The 17,699-nt window shown below is 59.6% G+C and carries 15 protein-coding genes; 9 read left to right on the forward strand and 6 right to left on the reverse strand.

Translation table 11 applies throughout. The features are described 5' to 3' along the window. Nucleotides 1-32: 32 nt before the first annotated feature. From csrA to QEH54_RS06035, 5 genes are all read left to right on the forward strand, one after another. The gene (gene csrA / locus QEH54_RS06015) at nucleotides 33-320 is read left to right on the forward strand and encodes a carbon storage regulator CsrA (RefSeq protein ID WP_309017741.1); all 288 of its coding nucleotides are present in this window, start codon (nucleotides 33-35) and stop codon (nucleotides 318-320) included. 80 nt (nucleotides 321-400) lie between these two features. Next, the gene (locus QEH54_RS06020; RefSeq protein ID WP_309017742.1) at nucleotides 401-1,249 is read left to right on the forward strand and encodes a flagellin; all 849 of its coding nucleotides are present in this window, start codon (nucleotides 401-403) and stop codon (nucleotides 1,247-1,249) included. A gap of 65 nt (nucleotides 1,250-1,314) precedes the next feature. Next, nucleotides 1,315-1,812: a hypothetical protein gene (locus QEH54_RS06025; RefSeq protein WP_309017743.1), complete on the forward strand. Its 498-nt coding sequence runs from the start codon at nucleotides 1,315-1,317 to the stop codon at nucleotides 1,810-1,812. A gap of 17 nt (nucleotides 1,813-1,829) precedes the next feature. After that, on the forward strand, nucleotides 1,830-2,039 hold the full coding sequence (locus QEH54_RS06030; RefSeq protein WP_309017744.1) for a hypothetical protein: 210 nt from the start codon (nucleotides 1,830-1,832) through the stop codon (nucleotides 2,037-2,039). 48 nt (nucleotides 2,040-2,087) lie between these two features. Next, nucleotides 2,088-2,720: a hypothetical protein gene (locus tag QEH54_RS06035; RefSeq protein WP_309017745.1), complete on the forward strand. Its 633-nt coding sequence runs from the start codon at nucleotides 2,088-2,090 to the stop codon at nucleotides 2,718-2,720. A gap of 55 nt (nucleotides 2,721-2,775) precedes the next feature. Here QEH54_RS06035 and QEH54_RS06040 read toward each other — a convergent pair whose 3' ends face one another. Further along, a complete protein-coding gene (locus tag QEH54_RS06040; RefSeq protein ID WP_309017746.1) occupies nucleotides 2,776-3,921 on the reverse strand; it encodes a Gfo/Idh/MocA family oxidoreductase in 1,146 nt (381 codons plus the stop codon). A gap of 128 nt (nucleotides 3,922-4,049) precedes the next feature. Between QEH54_RS06040 and QEH54_RS06045 the strand changes: the two genes are divergently transcribed. After that, a complete protein-coding gene (locus tag QEH54_RS06045) occupies nucleotides 4,050-5,225 on the forward strand; it encodes an MFS transporter (RefSeq protein ID WP_309017747.1) in 1,176 nt (391 codons plus the stop codon). A gap of 123 nt (nucleotides 5,226-5,348) precedes the next feature. Here QEH54_RS06045 and QEH54_RS06050 read toward each other — a convergent pair whose 3' ends face one another. The 4 genes from QEH54_RS06050 to QEH54_RS06065 all read right to left on the reverse strand — a co-directional run bounded on the left by QEH54_RS06050 (nucleotide 5,349) and on the right by QEH54_RS06065 (nucleotide 11,322). Further along, nucleotides 5,349-6,713 carry a tetratricopeptide repeat protein gene (locus QEH54_RS06050; RefSeq protein WP_309017748.1) on the reverse strand — a complete coding sequence of 455 codons (1,365 nt, stop codon included), beginning with the start codon at nucleotides 6,711-6,713 and terminating at the stop codon, nucleotides 5,349-5,351. Nucleotides 6,714-6,820: 107 nt separating this feature from the next. Then, a complete protein-coding gene (gene dmeF / locus QEH54_RS06055; RefSeq protein ID WP_309017749.1) occupies nucleotides 6,821-7,801 on the reverse strand; it encodes a CDF family Co(II)/Ni(II) efflux transporter DmeF in 981 nt (326 codons plus the stop codon). A 119-nt stretch (nucleotides 7,802-7,920) separates the two neighbouring features. Further along, nucleotides 7,921-10,683 carry a response regulator gene (locus QEH54_RS06060; RefSeq protein ID WP_309017750.1) on the reverse strand — a complete coding sequence of 921 codons (2,763 nt, stop codon included), beginning with the start codon at nucleotides 10,681-10,683 and terminating at the stop codon, nucleotides 7,921-7,923. 21 nt (nucleotides 10,684-10,704) lie between these two features. Further along, a complete protein-coding gene (locus tag QEH54_RS06065) occupies nucleotides 10,705-11,322 on the reverse strand; it encodes a hypothetical protein (protein WP_309017751.1) in 618 nt (205 codons plus the stop codon). A 240-nt stretch (nucleotides 11,323-11,562) separates the two neighbouring features. On the opposite strand from QEH54_RS06065, the gene QEH54_RS06070 reads away from it, so the two are divergent. Further along, nucleotides 11,563-13,272, forward strand: a complete 1,710-nt coding sequence (locus tag QEH54_RS06070; RefSeq protein ID WP_309017752.1) for an ATP-binding protein — start codon at nucleotides 11,563-11,565, stop codon at nucleotides 13,270-13,272. Nucleotides 13,273-13,311: 39 nt separating this feature from the next. On the opposite strand, the gene QEH54_RS06075 is transcribed toward QEH54_RS06070, so the two are convergent. Further along, nucleotides 13,312-13,818, reverse strand: coding sequence for a ferritin (locus QEH54_RS06075; RefSeq protein ID WP_309017753.1), 507 nt, complete (start codon nucleotides 13,816-13,818; stop codon nucleotides 13,312-13,314). A gap of 218 nt (nucleotides 13,819-14,036) precedes the next feature. On the opposite strand from QEH54_RS06075, the gene QEH54_RS06080 reads away from it, so the two are divergent. Further along, nucleotides 14,037-15,734, forward strand: coding sequence for an ATP-binding protein (locus QEH54_RS06080; RefSeq protein ID WP_309017754.1), 1,698 nt, complete (start codon nucleotides 14,037-14,039; stop codon nucleotides 15,732-15,734). Next, nucleotides 15,731-16,888 carry an HD domain-containing phosphohydrolase gene (locus QEH54_RS06085; protein WP_309017755.1) on the forward strand — a complete coding sequence of 386 codons (1,158 nt, stop codon included), beginning with the start codon at nucleotides 15,731-15,733 and terminating at the stop codon, nucleotides 16,886-16,888. The genes QEH54_RS06080 and QEH54_RS06085 overlap by 4 nt, the downstream gene beginning before the upstream one ends. Nucleotides 16,889-17,699 lie beyond the last annotated feature (811 nt).

Raw genomic sequence — 17,699 nt, forward strand, 5'->3', positions numbered from 1 at the left:
CGAAACAGAGAAAACCAAGGAAGGACTCTCAGATGCTTATACTTTCCCGAAAAGTGAACGAGGCGATCGTGATCGCCGACAATATCGAGATAAGAATCACCCGTGTCGACGGAGACACGGTGAAGCTCGGAATCGACGCTCCGCGTTCGATCCCGATCGTGCGCAAGGAACTCTTCGAGGAGATGCAAAAGGCCAACAAGGAAGCGATCGCGACGCCGACTCCGGTGGCAGCGGGTGTGGGAGCCCCTGCAAAACCGAAGCTCAGCGGACTCGCTCAGAGCCTAGCCTCCAAGAGGAAGCCAAAACCTAACGCGGAGTAGGGGGCGCGGCGCGGCGTCTACGCCCGCCTGTCGAACCGCTTCGCACAGCTTGAGAAAATCCTAAAGGAATAGGTCGTAGTATGGTTATCAATACAAATTCGAATGCAGTGGATGCAGCCGCGAGCTTGCAGCGAAATTCCGCGATGCTCAGCCGCAGTCTTTCCCGCCTCAGCGCCGGATCGAAAATCATCAAGCCTTCCGATGACGCCGCAGGGCTGTCCATTTCGGAAAAGCTGAACGCTCAGTCGTCGCGCATCGCCGCGGCCAAGACCAATACGCAAACCGCCATGTCTCTCTTGCAGACCTCGGACGGTTTCATGGAGGGCATGTACAAGACGCTCAACCGCATGAGCGAGTTGGCGGTGATGGCTCAGGACGTGACCACCACCGCGGACGACAAGGCGCTTTATCAGACGGAGTTCGATTCGCTCAAGGATCAGCTGCGCAGCGTGATCGGCGATGGGGACACCTGGTCGATCGGCACCGCGGAGCCCATGGGCACCTTCAACGGCATTTCGCTTTTCAGCGGCTCGCCCAATCTCACCACGGTGGTCGGAGCCTCGAAAGGCCAGGAGATGACTATCGAGATGATCGACCTGACCGGCGCTCCCATGTCGGAGATTCTGGACGAGTCCTCCCCCATGACGCTTGGAGGTCCTAATGTTTTGGATACGATCGATCAAGCCGTTCGCCTTATCGCCGAGGAACGCTCGAAGGTAGGATCGGTGCAGTCTCGCATCGAACTTGTGAACTCGCAGCTTAACGTGCAGAGCGAGAACCTGCAGGCGGCGAACTCGCGCATCCGCGATATCGACGTGGCCGAGGAATCGACCCAGCTGGCGAAGTATCAGATCTTGAACCAAGCGGGCACCTCGATGCTGGCACAGGCGAACTCCCTGCCGGAAACGGTGCTCAGATTGCTCGGGTAGAGAATTCGATAGCGTATTCGAATTTTCAGACAAATCAGCGACCCCACCGAACCCACCCACAGACAATGATTTCAGCCGTCGAAAAATACCTCGAAACCCTACTCGCCTTCGTGCCACGCCAAACTGGAGGGCGTTTTTCGAAGGATTACATCTCCTTGATTCACGTGCCCGCTCACGGACCGGAGAAGGTGTATTCACTCGTCATGGACGAACAGCGTCCACTCTTCACGCTGGCCCAGTACAAGGAGACGGTTTGGGAGCTGGTCGAAGCCAGTCAGGGCGAGATGAAATCCCCGCAGATCGACGCCTTGCAGGCGGAGGTGACTCCGGATCATCCCGCGTTCATCTTTCTGGATCACGACAGCGTCAGCCGTTGCGAGACCTATGGCGATGGCGGGGCGGGCCTCGACTACTACCTCATGCTCTGGCAGATGGACGGCGAATCGGGCGTGGTGGAGTGCTACGAGCCGTACGTGCGCGACAATCAGGCGTGGCTGACCGTAGTCGGCGCATTGCAGGTTTTGTCGAGCGAATTTGAATACGCTCTGCAGGAGCGAGAATAAGGAAGGAGGGAGCTCCAATGACTCAGCAACACTCAACTCGACGCACCCTAAACGGGAAAAAGTTTCTCGGAGTACGTTTCGCTAGCTGCGCCTGCTACGGGCGTCTCTACATGAACGACGCAGGTACGGCCTATGTGGGGAACTGTCCGCGCTGCAATACGCCCTATCAGGTGCGCATCGGCTCAAACGGCACCAGCTCCCGCATGTTCATCGCCCAGTGCCGCTAGTAGATCCCGCTTGCTCAAAGGCGCTTCGAACGCTTTGCTCCTACTCCAGTGGCGATTCTCATAGTTGGACTTGTTGCGGCGCTGTCGCTATTGATCCTGCCTCGTTTCATTGGGACGAAGCTGGATAAGACCTTGGTCCAGTACGGTATCCTGGAAAAGCGCTTCGGTCTGAGCCAGAAGGTGACGCGAAGCGTCTGGGGAAAGGGTATCGGAGAACGCCATACCCTAGCGGGTCACTATCGCGGATACGACGTTTCGCTCTATCACCACTTTCATGGAAAAGGGAAACGTCGCCAGGAATGGACCTCCCTGGTGTTCGAAACGCTTTTCGCCGGAGGTTTCGAGCTCCGTATCGGTTTTAAGGATACGTCGCCTCAGGCCCGCTTCGCCTCGCTCGAAAATGGAGCCTCTCGCGAGCTGCCTGCCGGGGTCTCGCTAGCGTGCAATGACGACGCGTTTCTGGAGGCGCTTGCAAGGGAGACGGTTGCGGATCGTCTGGCGTCGTTGAGCTCCGCCGGGATTCCTGGAGCGATTCTCTTGAGCAAAGGGTTTCTCGAGTATCGCGAGGCCGGCCAAATGGTGGACGAGGCGATGCGTCTTCGCTTCCAGCAAGCCTTTCTGGTCCTGGCAGAGCTTGCGGACGCGCTTTCGGTGCATTTAGCCAAGCGTCAGAAAGGATGAGGACAAACAGACGCGCCGTGCTGGGCGCGGATCTGTTTGTCCTCAACTGGCTAGCCTAGGCTAGGGAAACGCGGATGCCGCCGTTTTGAGCGGATTTGTAGATCGCTTCGATGATGCGCATGTCCTGCAGCCCTTCCTCTCCGCCGGTGGTGGTGGGGATGCCGTCGTAGATGGAGCGGGAAATGGCATCCATGTGCGCGGCTTGCTGCGAATGGTCGCCGAAGTCGAAGACCTCCTTGCCGAGGTTGCCCTCGATGCCTCGGTAGTAGTAGGCGGGCGAGAGCTCTGCTGTATGATAGTTTGAATACGCGACGTAGAGCCGCTCGCAGCGATAGTTGTAGGAGCTGTGACAGGCTGCTACGACGCCGCTTGGAAACTCCATTTCCCAAAGGATCGTTTCCTCCACGCTGTAGTAGGTTTCGGGATCGGTCTTGTATTCGCGAGCGGTGACGGCGATCGGCTCTTCGTCGGTGCAGTAGCGAGCGGCCTGTATGCAATAAATCCCTACATCCATCAAAGGCCCTCCTCCCGATAGCTCCTTGTGCAAGCGCCAGTGGCTCAGGTCCTTCATACGGAAGCCGAATTCGGACTGGATGGAGGTCACCGGGCCGAGAGGCAAGGTTTTGGCGGCTTCGCGAAGGGCGTCGTGGTGCGGGTCGTGGTGCAGGCGGTAGCCGACATTGAGTGTGACGCCATTGGCTTTGCAGGCGTCGATCATCTTCTCGCATTCAGCGACCGACACCGCCATGGGCTTCTCGCAGATCACATGCTTGCCCGCTTCCGCGGCGCGAATCGAGTACTCGGCATGCATGGCGTTTGGCAATACCACATATACAGCGTCGATGGCGTCGTCGTCAGCGATCTGGTCGAAGGTTTCGTAGGTGTAGATGTGCTGATCGTCGATCTGGTACTCCTTGCCGTACTTCTTCCGTTTGCTTGAGGTGCCGGATATGAGGCCAGCGAGGTGGCTGCGCTTGGTTTGCTGCAGGGCAGGCGCGAGCTCGCCGATGGCGTACATGCCGAGGCCGGCGAGCGCGATTCCCAGCGAAGGGCCCGCTTCGGGGGCCGTTTGCAGGGCTGGGTTCTTGGTTTCCTTTTCGTTTCGTGGCCAGTTGTAGTAGAGGGCGGCGAGGCCGAGTCCGGCTCCGGCGGCTCCTACGAAATGGCGACGAGTGAGTTTGTTGGATTTTGGGTCAGGCATATTAGGGGGTTTCTAGGGAAAATCCACTGCTTGGGAAGTGGAATCGACCTCTGGCTCATTAGTCGGAGTGGCAAAAGCGGTTGCTTCAGGGAGGGCATTAGCGATGGTTCAGCGTTTCGCTTATTTCGATGCGTGCGCTCAAGCTCCAGTTTTTCCTTCTTTTCGGCTCCTTGGCGTCGGTGCAGCCTTATGTGGCCTTGCTTTTCAGGGAACGCGGCATGGACGCGGAGGATATCGGCTACTCCCTCGGCATGGCCGGATGGGCGATCGTTTTGAGCCCCGCGTTGATCACTTTGATCGCCGATACTCGGATGTCGCCGCGGCGGCTGGTGACGGTCTTGAGCCTTTGCACGGGCTTTGCCTTGCTCGCTCTGCTCTGGGCCCAGACCTACTGGGCGCTCACGGCGTTCTACTTTCTCTACTCGCTCGGGGTGACGGCCATGATTCCGCTGCAGGACGGCATCACCTTCGGCGTGCAGAAGATGCGTCAGGAAGAGGCAGGGCCGGAGCTGCACTACAATCAGATCCGGGTTTGGGGCACGGTGGGCTACATGGCCCTGCTTGTGATGCTGTTTTATCCCATCAAGCTCAGCGGCTCGGTGACGCTGGGCGTCTGGTTTGGCATCGGCTGCTTCGCATTGCTGGCCTTTAACGCCATGGCCTTGCCGGATCGCGGGAGACGGGAAACTGCGAAGCGGGCCCAGGGCCTGCCCACGAGCGACGCCTTGAAGGCCCTGCTGGGCAAGGACACGCTGTTCTTTTCCGCCAGCATGTTTCTGCTGCTGGCCTGTTCGGCGGCCTATCACACCATGTACCCGGTCTACCTGGCGGAAGATCTGGGGCTGGCCCGCCACTGGGTGGGCATCGTCATCATGTCCGGGGCCTTGCTGGAGGTGTACTTCATCGTGAAACTATCCACCTGGCAGCGTCGCTGGGGGCATCGAGCGGTCATGCTGGCCGGCATCTGGCTCACTATCCTCCGCTTCGCCCTGATGTTCGCATTTCCCAATCTGCCGGTCGCCATCGGGACTCAAGTCTTTCACGGGGCGATGATTTGCTCCATGATGGTGATACCGCCGACCTACATCAACGGTTTGGCGACGGAGTCGAATCGCAATTCCATCCAGGGCGTCTACACCATGTTGATCATCGGCGTCTCGCGCTTCGTGGGCACCGCTCTGTCCGGGCATGTGGCGTCGGTCGATCAGCGCCACGTCTACCTGCTTTGCGCCGCGTTGAGCGTGGCGGCCCTCGGTTTCATGTGGAAGGGATTTCGCCCCGAGGTGGTGCAAGAGCCGGCGTAGGTCCGGGGGCTTGCTCCGGGGGGAGCGCTTGGAGGCGTAGCTCCTCCATTGATGATTTGGGATACGGGAAAGGCGTGGCTCGGCGGCCACGCCCTACTTTTGAAGTGAATGAAAGGGAATCGCTCAGGCTTCCTGCTTGGGCTCCTCTTCCTTGGGGGCGGGGGCTTCGACCTTGGCCAAGGTTTTCTTGAGCACGTTGGCGACTTCGCTGTCGGCGGCGTCCGCCTTTTCCATGCGGGAGAGCGCCTCCTTGATGGTGCGCTCCGCGGATTCGCGCATCACTTGGTCCGGTTCTTCCAGATTGAGGTTTTCGTTCACGAACTCGGGCAGGAAGTGGGGCTGCTGGGTGCAGTAGAAGGCGCAGCCTAGGTGGAAGAGGTGCTGGGCGGAGGGGCGAAGGCCGCGAGCTCCGCGGCTTTCCCAGGTCTTGACCAGCTTCAGTCCGTCCTCGAGCAGGTCGGATGCCTTGTCGTGGATCTCCTGCTGCTTCTCGGCGCTCTGGCCGCCGATGATGAGCCCGAACGCGTGGCAGAGGGAGCGACGGGCGCTGAGCGATACCTCCGCTGCCAGAAGGTTGTTTTCCTCGTGTCCCTTTACGATGCGCAGGGCGAACTCGGAGGAGGAAATGGTCTCCTGGATGGATTCCTTGGACGGCTGGGCTCGGCTGAGCAGGTTGGCCCGGTTGGCGTGGGCGGACGCCATTTCCATGGCCAGGCGCGGGTCGTCCTTTTGCTTGATCTTGGCCAGCACGCGAATGGTTTCGTCGAAGGAGGCGACCGCCTGCTGCAGGTTGCTCTTGTCGGAGCTCCACATCAGGGCCCGACCTACGCTGGATCGGATATTCGCCACCAGGGAGCCGATGGCGAACTCCTCGACCGGCTGATCCTCCAGAATGCGCAGGGCGGCCTCGAAGGCGTTGATGGTGCGGACTTCCGGTTTCGCCGGGTTGCTCTGGCGAGCGAAGGCGTTTCCGAGGTTCAGGTAGGTGGCGGCGAGCTGGTGGCGGAAGCGGGCGTTCTCCTTCCAGGGGAGTTTCTCCAGGATGCTGATGGCCTGGTGAAAGCAGTTCTCCGCTTGGGCCAGGGCTTCCTTCTGTCCGGTGCGGAACTGGGTATGCCCGATGTTTCCCCAGACCGCGGCGATGTCCGCCAAGTGGGAGGGATTGGGCTCTTTGATCGCTTCGAAGTGCTTGAGCGCTTCCTGGTAGCCTTGGATTCCAGCCTCGATGCCCTCCTTGGTATGGGTGTTCACCTGGGCGTTGGCCTTGCCCATCACGGCCCAGCCGCGCAGGTGCTGCTTTTCGGTCCCCTCCTCTAGGGAGGCGTCGTCGAGCAAGGCGAGGGCTTCGTCGAAACCTTTGATGGCCTCTTCGATGGCGCGAGGATCGCGCTGGGCGGTGGCGTCCGCCTTGGCGATGGCTTTGCGTGCGGGTTCGAAAGGAGAGGGCGTTTCGGGGCTTGGGTCTTCGTTTTCTGCTTTATCCACCATGGTATGAAAGAGGGTTTTGTTCGGGACGGTTTTAGAAAGCCGCGTAGGTTGAGGAAGGCGGCCCTTCATGGCGAGGATTAGTTGGGTTGAGGCCCGGCTCTGGCGTTTTATCGAGCGGGAATCTTGTGGATTTCCACCGTGGCGTGCACCACGTTGAGGGCCTTCGGTATGCGTTGCTTGTACTGTTCGGGGGCCAGCGGACTGGCGCTAGCGATCGTGATCTGGGCGTTGTTGAGACCGGGACCGATGGACCAGAGGTGCAGGTCGGTCACGCTGGCGTCGGCGCCTGCCACCGCTGCCCGCAGGGTTTCGAGTCGCTCGTCGCTCGCTTGGTGATCGAGCAGGGTTTGGCTGGTGGAGCGTATCAGGCCGAGGGACCAGTTCGCTACCAGAAGCGAACCGACGATGCCCATCAAGGGATCCATCCAAATCCAGCCGAAGTACTTGGCGGCCAGCAAGGCCACGATGGCGGTGACGGAAGTGAGGGCGTCGGCCATGACGTGCAAGTAGGCCGAGCGAAGGTTGTGGTCGTGATGGTGATGATCCCCTTCGTGATGATGATGATGGCCGTGCTGGTGGTGGTCGTCCTCGTGGTGGTGATGCTCCTCTTCGCCATGGTGGTGGTGATGGTGGTGCCCTTTTTCTCCGAGCAGCAGCATGCTGGCGCCGTTGACCACCAGTCCGATGATCGCTACGGCGATGGCCCAGTTGAAGGCGATCGACACGGGGTTGAGCAATCGTTCGACGCTTTCCCAAGCCATCATCACCGCGAAACCGGCGAGCAGCAGGGCGCCTGTGTAGCCACCGAGGGCGTTCACTTTTCCGGTGCCAAAGGAAAAGCGCGGGTTGGCGGCGTTTCTGCGAGCGTAGATGTAGGCGAAGGCGTTGATGGCGAGGGCGGCGGCGTGCGAGGCCATATGCAAGCCATCGGCTAGCAATGCCATGGAGCCGAAGTAGACGCCTGCTCCGATTTCGATGATCATCATGGCGAAGGTGATCGCGATGACGATCAGGGTGCGGCGTTCGCCGTCCTGGCGTTCTTCCTGTCCGAAGGTGTGGGAGTGCTGAAGGTCTGATATGCTGCGCATGGAAAAACCGACCTTTTACGGACCTTCGCAGCTGCAGGCAAGCATTGCGCTGAACGGTTTTTTCGTCAGATGCCTAGGCGTTTCGTTGTTGGGGAAAACTCGATACAGGCAAGTCGGCTTCAGTCGCAGACCGCTTGGGGGCGGGTAGAAACGCACCAGCGATCGACCGCTTTGGCGAGGCTCTCGAACTTGAGCGGCTTGGTTAGGTAGTCGTCCATGCCAGCTTCCACGCAGACTTCGCGGTCGCCTTCCATGGCGCCTGCAGTGATGGCTACGATGGGCACGCGGGTCTGGGAGCTTTGCTTGCTTTCGTAATCCCTGATCGCGCGGGTCGCCTCCAGGCCGCTCATTTCCGGCATTTGGCAGTCCATGAAAATGGCGTCGTAGGGCAGCGTCCGCGCCATGTCGACCGCTTCGATTCCGTTGGCGGCGATATCGACGCGGCAGTTGAGGCGTTCCAGCAGACGCGTGGCGAGCTTCTGATTGATGGCGTGGTCCTCCGCCAGCAGCACCCGAAAGGGTTTCGTTTCGCTGGCCGGTTCGCTTTGCTTGGATCCGGAGTCTAGGTGGGCGGGACCTTGGGGGAGGGAGGGCTGGTCGGCCTCCTGTTTCGGGGTGTAGTCCAAGGCTTGGGTCAGGGCGGCGTGAAGCAGCTGCGGGCGAATGAGTGGCTTGAGAAGGTGGGACTGGAACCCGTCGGAGAGCAGTCGCTTCAGCTTTAGACGATGAGCCGCGGAGCCTAGGGCGATCAGGCGCGGTGGTGGGGTCGAACCGGACTGCTGGATGCGTTTCCCCAGTTCGGCGCTGTCCATGTCGGGAAGGAAATAGTCGAGGATCGCCACCGTGAAGGGCTGCCCGGCGCGTTGCGCTTCGGCTAGGGCCGCCAAGGCTTCGTGTCCGTTTTCGGCCACCTCGCAAGGGATGGACCAGTCCGCCAGCTGGTGGCGCAGAAGGTCGCGGTTGATCTTGTGATCGTCCACCACCAGTATTCTCTGCTGGCGCAGACTGGCGGATAGTTCGAGCGTCTGCGGCGGTCTGGCTTGGGTCTTTCGGGGCAAGGTGAACCAGAAGGTCGAGCCTTCGCCTTCCACGCTGCGCAGGCCGATTTCTCCTCCCATCAGCTCCACCAGCTTCTTGGAAATCGCCAGCCCCAGGCCGGAGCCGCCGAATCGCCGAGTGGTGGAGGAGTCCGCCTGGGTGAAGCTGGAGAAGAGCCGGCTTTGCTTTTCGGCAGGGATGCCGATGCCTGTATCCTCCACTTCGATACGGATGAATTCGCTATTCTCCGGATGCGCGCCGATGCGGGTGAGCACGTGCCCTTGGTCGGTGAACTTGATGGCGTTGTTCGCGAGATTGAGAATCACTTGGCGCACGCGCCCCAGGTCTCCCACCATGTCGCGGCAGAAGTCCTTTTCGAACAGGACCGCGATCTCCACGCCCTTCTTTTCCGCCACTGGCGAAAGCAGGTCGGCCACTTCGTCGATGGCTTGGCTCAGATCGTATTCGATGTCTTCGATCTCCAGCTTGCTCGCCTCGATCTTGGAAATGTCGAGGATGTCGTTGATGAGTCCCAGCAGCACGTGGCTGGAGTTTCGGATCGACTCCGCGAAGTCGCGCTGGTCGTCGTCGAGACGAGAGTCGAGAAGCAAGTTGGTGAAGCCGATGACGCCGTTCATCGGAGTGCGAATCTCGTGGGACATGGTGGCGAGAAACTCGCTTTTGGCCCGGTTGGCGGATTGAGCTTCCTCTTCCAGCCGCTTGGCCTCGTTGAGCGATTCCACCAGCAAGGCGTTGGCCTCTTCGACCGCTTCCTTGGCGGCTCGCAGCTCGGACTCGGAGCGCTTGCGATCGGTGACGTCGATCATGACGCCTCTCAGTTGCGTCGGTTTTCCGTCCTTGGTTTCCACCGACACCAGATCCTGCAGCCAGATCTCTTGGCCGTCGCGGGTGATCATTCTGTATTCGAATTCGTGCGACAGGCCTTTTCTCGTGTGTTCTTCGCAAAACGCCAGCACCCGCTGGCGATCGTCCGGATGGAGGTGGTCCTTCCAGAAGTCTGCTTGGGTGGTCCAGTCCTCGAGCGGGTAGCCAACCAGTCGGGCCGCTTGCTGGCTGACGAAGGAGAACTGGTAGTTTTTCGGATCCGCTTCCCACACGATGCCGTCCACCTGGTTCACCAGTTCGGAAAAGCGCTGCTCGCTGCGAGCGAGCTCGGAGGTGCGCTGCTGCACGATGCGCTCGGTGCGTTCGTTGGCTTGTTCCAACTCCGCCTGCTGGCGGGCTTGCACCTTGAGCTCGCGCACGCTTTCCAGGCAGTTTCGCACGATGAAGATGTCCTCGAAGACCACCCAGGCCGCGTGCTCGATCCAGCGCCACGGGCTGGAGGTGAGCACGCCGAAGACCGAGGCGGGCCACCAGACCCCGCGCACGAAGTGGTCCAAGGCCACCACCACGGTGGCGGAGGCGATGACTTTCCAGTCTCGGTAGAAGCTGAGAAAGGCGATGGAGCCGAAGACGTGGAAATGCGTCTCGATGCGACCCCCGGTCAGGTGGATGAGAAGGGCGGAGAAGAGGGCCTGCGAAATGGCGATGACATGGCGAGTGACGCTTTCGCCCGGTCGCGTCACGCTGAGATAGATCGGCAGGCTGGCGATGGCTCCGCCGAGGAAGATGGCCGCCCAGACGTTGAGATGGATCGAGGGAGTGGCGCCGCTCCATTCCAGCGGGGTGAAGAAAAGCGCCGCCGCGATGCCGCCGACCCATTGCGCTGCCATGAGCTTGGCGAACCAGCGGTCGGTGCGGGCGTGAATGGTTTCGCTTCGATGCTGAAAGATCTGCTGGGCCCGGTGTTCCAGGCGATTGTCGAGAAGATGGAGAGGCATGAGGGGAAGAGGTAGTGGGGATCAGGGATCGGGCGTTTCCAGCGAGCAGCCGAAGACCGGGGTCTGGCACAGCTCGCGCGGCTCGAGGGTGCGGGCGATGCGCTGCAGATCGGAAAGCCCCACGCTGGAGCCGGAATGCCCGCGCGAGGAGGTGATGCCGCCTTCGAAGCGCAGCTGGTTGTCCGCGTCGTAGAGGGCGATGGAGCCGGAAAGGCTCGCCCCGAGGTGTCGGGCGATGGAGCCGTCTTCGTCGGACAGAATGGTGGTATGAGGAAGCTTCGCCAGGGCTTCCCGGTAGCTGCGACCCTTCGAGGCGAGTTCGCTTCCTTGGGCAAGCTGCTCCGACAGCACGGCTACGATCTGGATGGAATCGGGATTTTTGGCCAGCAAGCGGTCGATCTGCTCGATGGTCGCTCGGGAGCAGGCGCATTCCGGATGCAGCGAAAGCGCCAGCAAGTAAGGCAGATCCGGGGAACGATGGTCTTGAAGCGCTTCAGGAAGAGCGGCTGGAGCCCGGTAGAGGGCCCCGGTGTTGAACTCGTGGTTGAGCAGCAGCCATGACCCGGAAGCGATTCCGACGCTCCATAGAAGGACCATTCCGAGCAGCGAGGCCCGGGCTTTTTTGCTTTGGATAGACATTTCTTGGCGATACGGAGCCAATGCGAGGGATACCCCTCATTTGGATCCGTATCTCCTTGTTTCGGAGCTGGGGCCGCCTTTTTAAGAATTATTTTGCGAATGCGGGTTCGTGTTTTGAAACAGTCCAGCATAAGCCGAATCGATCGATCTAGTGTGTTTTCGTAGGTAGGTTCATGCGTGGCGGAAAGCTCGTAGTATTGTCTTGTCAGGCCTTTTTTCGGTCCACAGTTTCAAGCTTCCATGCCTGATCCAGCGTTTGATTCCCTGAGCGAGTTTTTGTCTGTCGCCACAGAGGTATCGCTGTTGCTGGCTTCGAATCAGCTGGGAGATGTGGACGAGACGGTGACCGAGGCCTTGGCCATTTTAGGCCGCTACGCCAACGTGGAGCGCTCCTACGTATTCACTTTCAATTACGACGAGCATCTCAGCTACTACGATTTCGAGTGGTGCGCCGATGGAGTGGAGCCGCAGATCCAGCAGATCCCCACGGTGGAGATGGATATCCTAGCGGACTGGATCGCGGCCTTTCAGAAGGGAGACTACGTGTACATCCCTTCGGTGCCGGAGATGGAGCGAGGCGATCTGCGCGAGGTGCTGATGGAGCAGGAGATCAAGTCGCTGGTGGTGTATCCGATGTTTCATGGCGAGGATTTGCTGGGCTTCGTGGGCTTCGATTCGGTAGGCAGCTTCCGTCAGTGGGACAAGGAGCATTTCGACCTGTTGAAGATCGCCTGCGATACCATTGGGTCCACCTTGAGCAACGCTCGGTATCGGGACGAGCTGCTACGCTCCAAGCTGGAGGCCGATCGGGCCACCAAGTGCAAGAACGAGTTTCTCGCCAACGTGAGCCATGAGCTGCGTTCCCCGCTCAACAGCGTGATCGGCTTCAGCGAGTTGATCGAGCTGGAGCTCTCGGCGAAGCGCTACGAGAACATCCCCGAATTCATCAACCTGGTGAAATCCAGCGGCAAGCACCTCTTGAACCTGATCAACGACATTCTCGACCTGTCGCGGGTGGAAACCGGGCAGATGCTTCTGGACAAGCAGCTCACCGACCTGCGCGAGCTGGTGGGGCTGGTCTGGGACCTGGTTAAACTGGAGGCGAAGCAACGCGGGATCAGGCTCGTCTATGATCCACCCGAAAAGCCGGTCTACGCGGAGGTGGATGCGACTCGAGTGAGGCAGGTGATCTACAACCTCTTTTCGAACGCTCTCAAATTCACCAAGGCGGGCAAGTCTGTAGGGATATCGCTGATACAGGACCCTGGCAGCGTGTTGATCGAGGTCTGGGACGAGGGCAGAGGAATCCCGCACTCGCACCTCGAGCAGATTTTTGAACCTTTCGAGCAGGTGACGCCCGAAGATTCCAGCGTGCACTCCGGTGCCGGACTCGGGCTCGCGATCGTGAACAGCATCGTCACGGAGCATCAGGGAGAGATTTCGGTGGAGAGCGAGGTGGGAGTGGGCACGCGTTTCTCGGTGCGTCTGCCGGCGGGAAACCTCAGCCTGGTGGAGGATCAGGTCGCGAAATCCGCTCCAGTCGGCGGCGGACTGCCGAGCGAGGATGGAAATGGGAAAGCGGTGCTTTGCGTTGACGATATCGAGGCGAACCGCCGCCTGATCATCGAGAGCCTCGGACGGGCGGGCTACCGGGTGGAGGCGGCTGGCACCGGACGGGAAGCGTTGGAGCGGATCGAGTCCGATCGCTTCGACGTGGTTCTGCTGGATCTGAAACTGCCGGACATCAGCGGGTTCGACGTATTTCGTTTCATCAAGCGTCGCTGGAGCTCACTGCCGGTTTTGGCGGTCACCGCTTCATTGACCGACGACGTTCGCGAATCGATCAACCAGGCCGGCTTCGACGGCTGCCATGCCAAGCCCATCGTGATCGCGGACTTGCTTAGCTCGGTCAATCGATTCGCCTCCCGAGAGGGCAGAAGCGCCTGCTAGAGCGCCGACGCTTCGGCCCTGATGTGGCCGGGAAGGAGCCTAGGCCTCGTCGCCTTGCTGGCGCTCGCCGGCCAGCCGATCCAACAGCATCATCGCTTCCGGGTTCGCGTTGGCTCGCTTGATCTTCTCGATCATGTCCGAAACGGTTTTTTCCTCCTCCACTTGTTCGTCCACGAACCACTTGAGGAAGGAGACGGTCGCGTAGTCGTCGCAGTCGTGGGCGATCTTGTAGAGGCGATTGATCGCGGCGGTCACCTTTTGCTCCTGAGCCAGGCTGGCCTTGAAGACCGCGAGCGGCGAATCGAAGGTGTAGGCTGGGGCCTCGATGGCGGGCAGGACGATGGTGGCCCCGCGATCGAGCAGGTAGGTGTAGAACTTCATGGCATGCTCGCGCTCTTCGCCGCTTTGCATGGCCATCCACTGAGCGAAGCCGTCCCAGGCGTTGGCCTCGAAGTAGGAGGACATGGAGAGGTAGGAATAGAAGGCCTGGAACTCCATGCCGATCTGAGCGTTGAGAGCGTCGCGTAATTCTTCGTTGAGAGTCATGCCGCGCAGCTTGGGTACCTTTGGGGCCGTCTGCAACCGTTCTGCGAAAGCGGGCTCCTCTTTTGCTCTTTTGCGGAATCGGACGGCGGCCGAAGCGGAATCCAAGGCGATTTTGTAAAGCTCTGTTAATCTCTGTCTATTAGTTGCTAAAACGGGCAGATGCAGCGCCTTTCCCTCGAACCCGCTCTTCTCCTTCCGATTTTAGGGTTCGACTCATTATGCCCGACCCGGATGCACCCACCACGCCAGACGTCGATCGCTGCATCGACTGCTATCTAGACTCCTTCCTGAATGGCGTTCGAAAGGAGGACTACCGGCATTTTCTGGCGGTGTTCGACTACCCGGATATGCGCTGCCTATACGTGAACGGCACGGCGCATGTGTTGCTCAGCCCATGCAGCCAGGAAGGTATCGTGGGGACCTTTTGCCTTCACGACATCGTGGCCTTGGACGATCAGGCGAGATTCGACTCGGCGGTCTACCCGCGTCTGCGCATCCTAGGCGCTTGGAGCGGCCAAATCGGCTTGAGGGACCTGTGGGGCAGCGAACTGACAGCCAAGGTCGAACTGTCCATCAAGGCCCATACCGGCAGCTGCTCCGGCAAATACGTCTGCATGAAGGCGGAGCCGGTGGGAGCGGCCAGCTTCGACGCTATGGCGGGCTGGATGGATCGCGAGCTGTTGGCCGCTCTGCTGGAGAACAGCCAGGACGCCATCTACTTCAAGGACCGGCATAGCCGATTCATTCGGGCCAGCCGCATGCTGATCGAGCGATTCGGATTGGAGCATCCGCACGAGGTTATCGGAAAGACGGACTGCGACTTCTACGACCTGTCGCACGCCGCCGACGCCTTTCTGGACGAGCAGCGGATCCTGGAGAGCGGTGTGCCGCTGCTGGACAAGATCGAGACCGAGACCTGGCCGGACGGCTCCGAAACCTGGGTTTCCTCATCCAAACTGCCCTTGCGCGACTCCCGCGGGGAAGTGATCGGCACCTTTGGCATTTCTCGCGACATCACGCTACGGAAGCTCAGCGAGGACAAGCGAAAGGAGTTGGAAACGAAACTCCTCGTTTCGCAGCGCCTCGAGGCTATCGGCTCGCTGGCGGCCGGCGTGGCTCACGAAATCAACACCCCGACGCAGTTCGTTTCGGACAACATCGCCTTCATCCGGGATTCCTACGACGAGATGGAGAAGCTCTTTTCGGCCTTCGACGCTTTTCTGGAAAAGGCCAAGAGCATTCCTGAGCTGCAGGAATGCTGCGACCGCATCGACGCTCTCAAGGAAGCCACGGAGATCGACTACATTCGGGAGGAGATGCCCGAGACCATCAATCAAACCGCTTCAGGACTCCACCAGATCGCTCGCATCGTGCGCTCGCTCAAGGAGTTTTCCCATCCCTCGCAGCCTGGCAAATCGAAGGCCGACCTCAACCGGGCCATCGAAAACACTGTCAACATCTCGCGCGGCGAGTGGAAGAACGTCGCGGAAGTGAAGCTGCAGCTCGACCCGGACTTGCCGGAAATCGATTGCGTGGTCGACGAGATCAACCAGGTCGTGCTCAACCTTATCGTGAACGCGAGCCACGCGGTCGAAGCGGCGGATAGGGGAATGGGAACGATAGAAGTCAGGACCATGAGGGATGAGAATTATGCGTGTATCGAAGTTAGCGATACGGGCACGGGAATTCCGTTCGAGATCAGGGATCGGCTCTTCGAACCGTTTTTCACCACCAAGGGGATCGGGGAAGGCACCGGCCAAGGGCTGGCCATGGCTCGAAACATCGTAGTGAAGTCCCACCATGGGCGAATCGATTTCGAGTCCGATCTCGGGCACGGCACCACCTTTCGCGTCCATCTGCCCATTCAGCAGACGAACAAGGTCGCAAGCGAAGATCAGGAGGAAGTCGGATCATGAAGGTACTGTTTGTTGATGATAACAAGAGCGTCCTTGCGGCGTTTCGTCGAAACCTGCGAAAGCGCTACGACGTTGCGACCGCGGAAGGCGCGGCCGAGGCTTTGCGCATGCTAGAGAACGATGGTCCCTTCGACATCATCGTCTCGGACATGAAGATGCCGGGCATGGACGGGGTGAGCTTCCTCGAGAAGACCATCGAGATCTCGCCGGGCTCGGTGCGCATCATGTTGACGGGAAACGCGGAGCAGGACACGCCGGTCGAAGCGGTGAACCGTGGCCATGTCTACAAGTTTCTCAACAAGCCATGCTCGGTCGATGACCTGGTGGTGGCTCTCAAGGAGGCGGAAGGACACCACAAGGTGCAGCAGGTCGAGCAGCAGATGCTCGAGCAGACGGTATCGGGCTGCGTCAAGGTGCTTACCGACGTGCTCGGTCTGGTGGCTCCGTTCGCCTTGGGCAGAGGTCAACGACTCAAGGATTGCCTCGTTCCGTTTCTCAAGGTCATCAAGCTCAAGGGGCTTTGGCAGTACGAGGTCGCGGCTCTGCTTTCTTCCGTTGGCTATACCTCAGTACCCAGCGAGTTGATACTGAAGCTGGAGCGAGGGCAGAAGCTGAATGTGCACGAGTCCAGCGTTATCAGAAAGATACCGGAAATTGGATACGAGCTGGTGTCCGCCATACCTCGTTTGGAACGTGTCGCGAAAATGATCCGCTACCAGAGGAAAAGCTACAATGGAAGCGGTTTTCCGGAGGACAATGTATCGGAGCAGTCGATACCGCTCGGGGCCCGTTTGCTGCGCGTTTTCGAGGATCGTATCGATCTCGAGCGCGATGGCATTTCCGGTCAGGCTGCTTTTGACATCATGAGCAAAAGCCATGGCCTGTACGACCCGAAGATTCTCGGGCTTTGCTTCAAGTACTATCCCAACTACCTGACGACCTCCATTTCCAAGGACAAGGATGTGCTGACGGTGGACCTTAAGAGCTTGAAGCCTGGCATGTGCATGGTGTCGGATCTTTCCACCAAGGATGGAATCCTGCTGGTGGAGGCTGGCAACTGGCTGACCGGAGCGACGATCCAGCGTATCCGAAACTATCATACGCTGGAGCAGGTTGACGGACCGTTCTACGTTCAGTTGCCCGACGAGGCTTAGGACGGTCTCGAAACGCGAGAAGGCGGCCCGTCTAACAAGGCCGCCTCCTACAGACTGTGTGTTCCGAAAGTATGGCAAGACTCTACCAGTCTTTCGGAATCTCCGCCACCCCGAGAGGGATTTCCTCTGCTCTGAGAGGGATTCTTGTAGATGTTTCGTCGGAGACCGGCTCTAGCGGCGCTATTGACAAGCATCGCTTCCATGCTCATTAGCCTGTACCATAAGAAACCGATTCTCATTTGCTCTGCTCTGTTTGATCACGCTGTTCGCGGCCGCGACCCAGCGAGGCGACAGCCACGAGCTTAGAGACGAATCGGACTCGACCTTGCTCGTCGCCGCTTCTAGCGACTCGGAAGAGGCGGTAGTCAACCCGCAAACCAGCGCCCTCGTCCGTCAGGCGCTTAGCCGTAAGCAAGAAGAGCCTGTCGACGATCTTGGCGACGCGCTCCCTTCCGAATCCGTACAGTCGCCCTCGCGCCACGGCATTAGCATTCGGGGCTTGCGAGCGCCTTGTCTCCAGAATCTAGGCGAGCGGATTTCCAGAACCTTAGCCTGTCGTTCTCCTCCGACTCCGGTTAGCGAGTCCGCTGGGTCGCATTGCGCTTAGCGATGCGACGTCTGACAGCGTCCTGCAGCCTGTTAGCTGCGATTGCCAGTTAGAATCTATCCTGACAAAGGAAGCTCCGAACTGGCTGAGTTTCTCCACGCAGGCGAAGTGACTACCTTCGACCTGGGAGCGACCGAGGCTGAGCATCTTGGCGAGACGCCTATTTAGACTTCGCGTCTCGACGAATCGCATCATTCACCAACG

The organism is Pelagicoccus sp. SDUM812003, from assembly GCF_031127815.1.
Lineage (GTDB): Bacteria > Verrucomicrobiota > Verrucomicrobiia > Opitutales > Opitutaceae > Pelagicoccus.

Excerpts from the sequence above, each read along its gene's own strand:
- csrA (WP_309017741.1), top strand. The coding sequence starts at position 33 with ATGCTTATACTTTCCCGAAAAGTGAACGAGGCGATCGTGATCGCCGAC.
- QEH54_RS06020 (WP_309017742.1), top strand. The coding sequence starts at position 401 with ATGGTTATCAATACAAATTCGAATGCAGTGGATGCAGCCGCGAGCTTG.
- QEH54_RS06025 (WP_309017743.1), top strand. The coding sequence starts at position 1,315 with ATGATTTCAGCCGTCGAAAAATACCTCGAAACCCTACTCGCCTTCGTG.
- QEH54_RS06030 (WP_309017744.1), top strand. The coding sequence starts at position 1,830 with ATGACTCAGCAACACTCAACTCGACGCACCCTAAACGGGAAAAAGTTT.
- QEH54_RS06040 (WP_309017746.1), bottom strand. The coding sequence starts at position 3,921 with ATGCCTGACCCAAAATCCAACAAACTCACTCGTCGCCATTTCGTAGGA.
- QEH54_RS06045 (WP_309017747.1), top strand. The coding sequence starts at position 4,050 with ATGCGTGCGCTCAAGCTCCAGTTTTTCCTTCTTTTCGGCTCCTTGGCG.
- QEH54_RS06050 (WP_309017748.1), bottom strand. The coding sequence starts at position 6,713 with ATGGTGGATAAAGCAGAAAACGAAGACCCAAGCCCCGAAACGCCCTCT.
- dmeF (WP_309017749.1), bottom strand. The coding sequence starts at position 7,801 with ATGCGCAGCATATCAGACCTTCAGCACTCCCACACCTTCGGACAGGAA.
- QEH54_RS06060 (WP_309017750.1), bottom strand. The coding sequence starts at position 10,683 with ATGCCTCTCCATCTTCTCGACAATCGCCTGGAACACCGGGCCCAGCAG.
- QEH54_RS06065 (WP_309017751.1), bottom strand. The coding sequence starts at position 11,322 with ATGTCTATCCAAAGCAAAAAAGCCCGGGCCTCGCTGCTCGGAATGGTC.
- QEH54_RS06070 (WP_309017752.1), top strand. The coding sequence starts at position 11,563 with ATGCCTGATCCAGCGTTTGATTCCCTGAGCGAGTTTTTGTCTGTCGCC.
- QEH54_RS06075 (WP_309017753.1), bottom strand. The coding sequence starts at position 13,818 with ATGACTCTCAACGAAGAATTACGCGACGCTCTCAACGCTCAGATCGGC.
- QEH54_RS06080 (WP_309017754.1), top strand. The coding sequence starts at position 14,037 with ATGCCCGACCCGGATGCACCCACCACGCCAGACGTCGATCGCTGCATC.
- QEH54_RS06085 (WP_309017755.1), top strand. The coding sequence starts at position 15,731 with ATGAAGGTACTGTTTGTTGATGATAACAAGAGCGTCCTTGCGGCGTTT.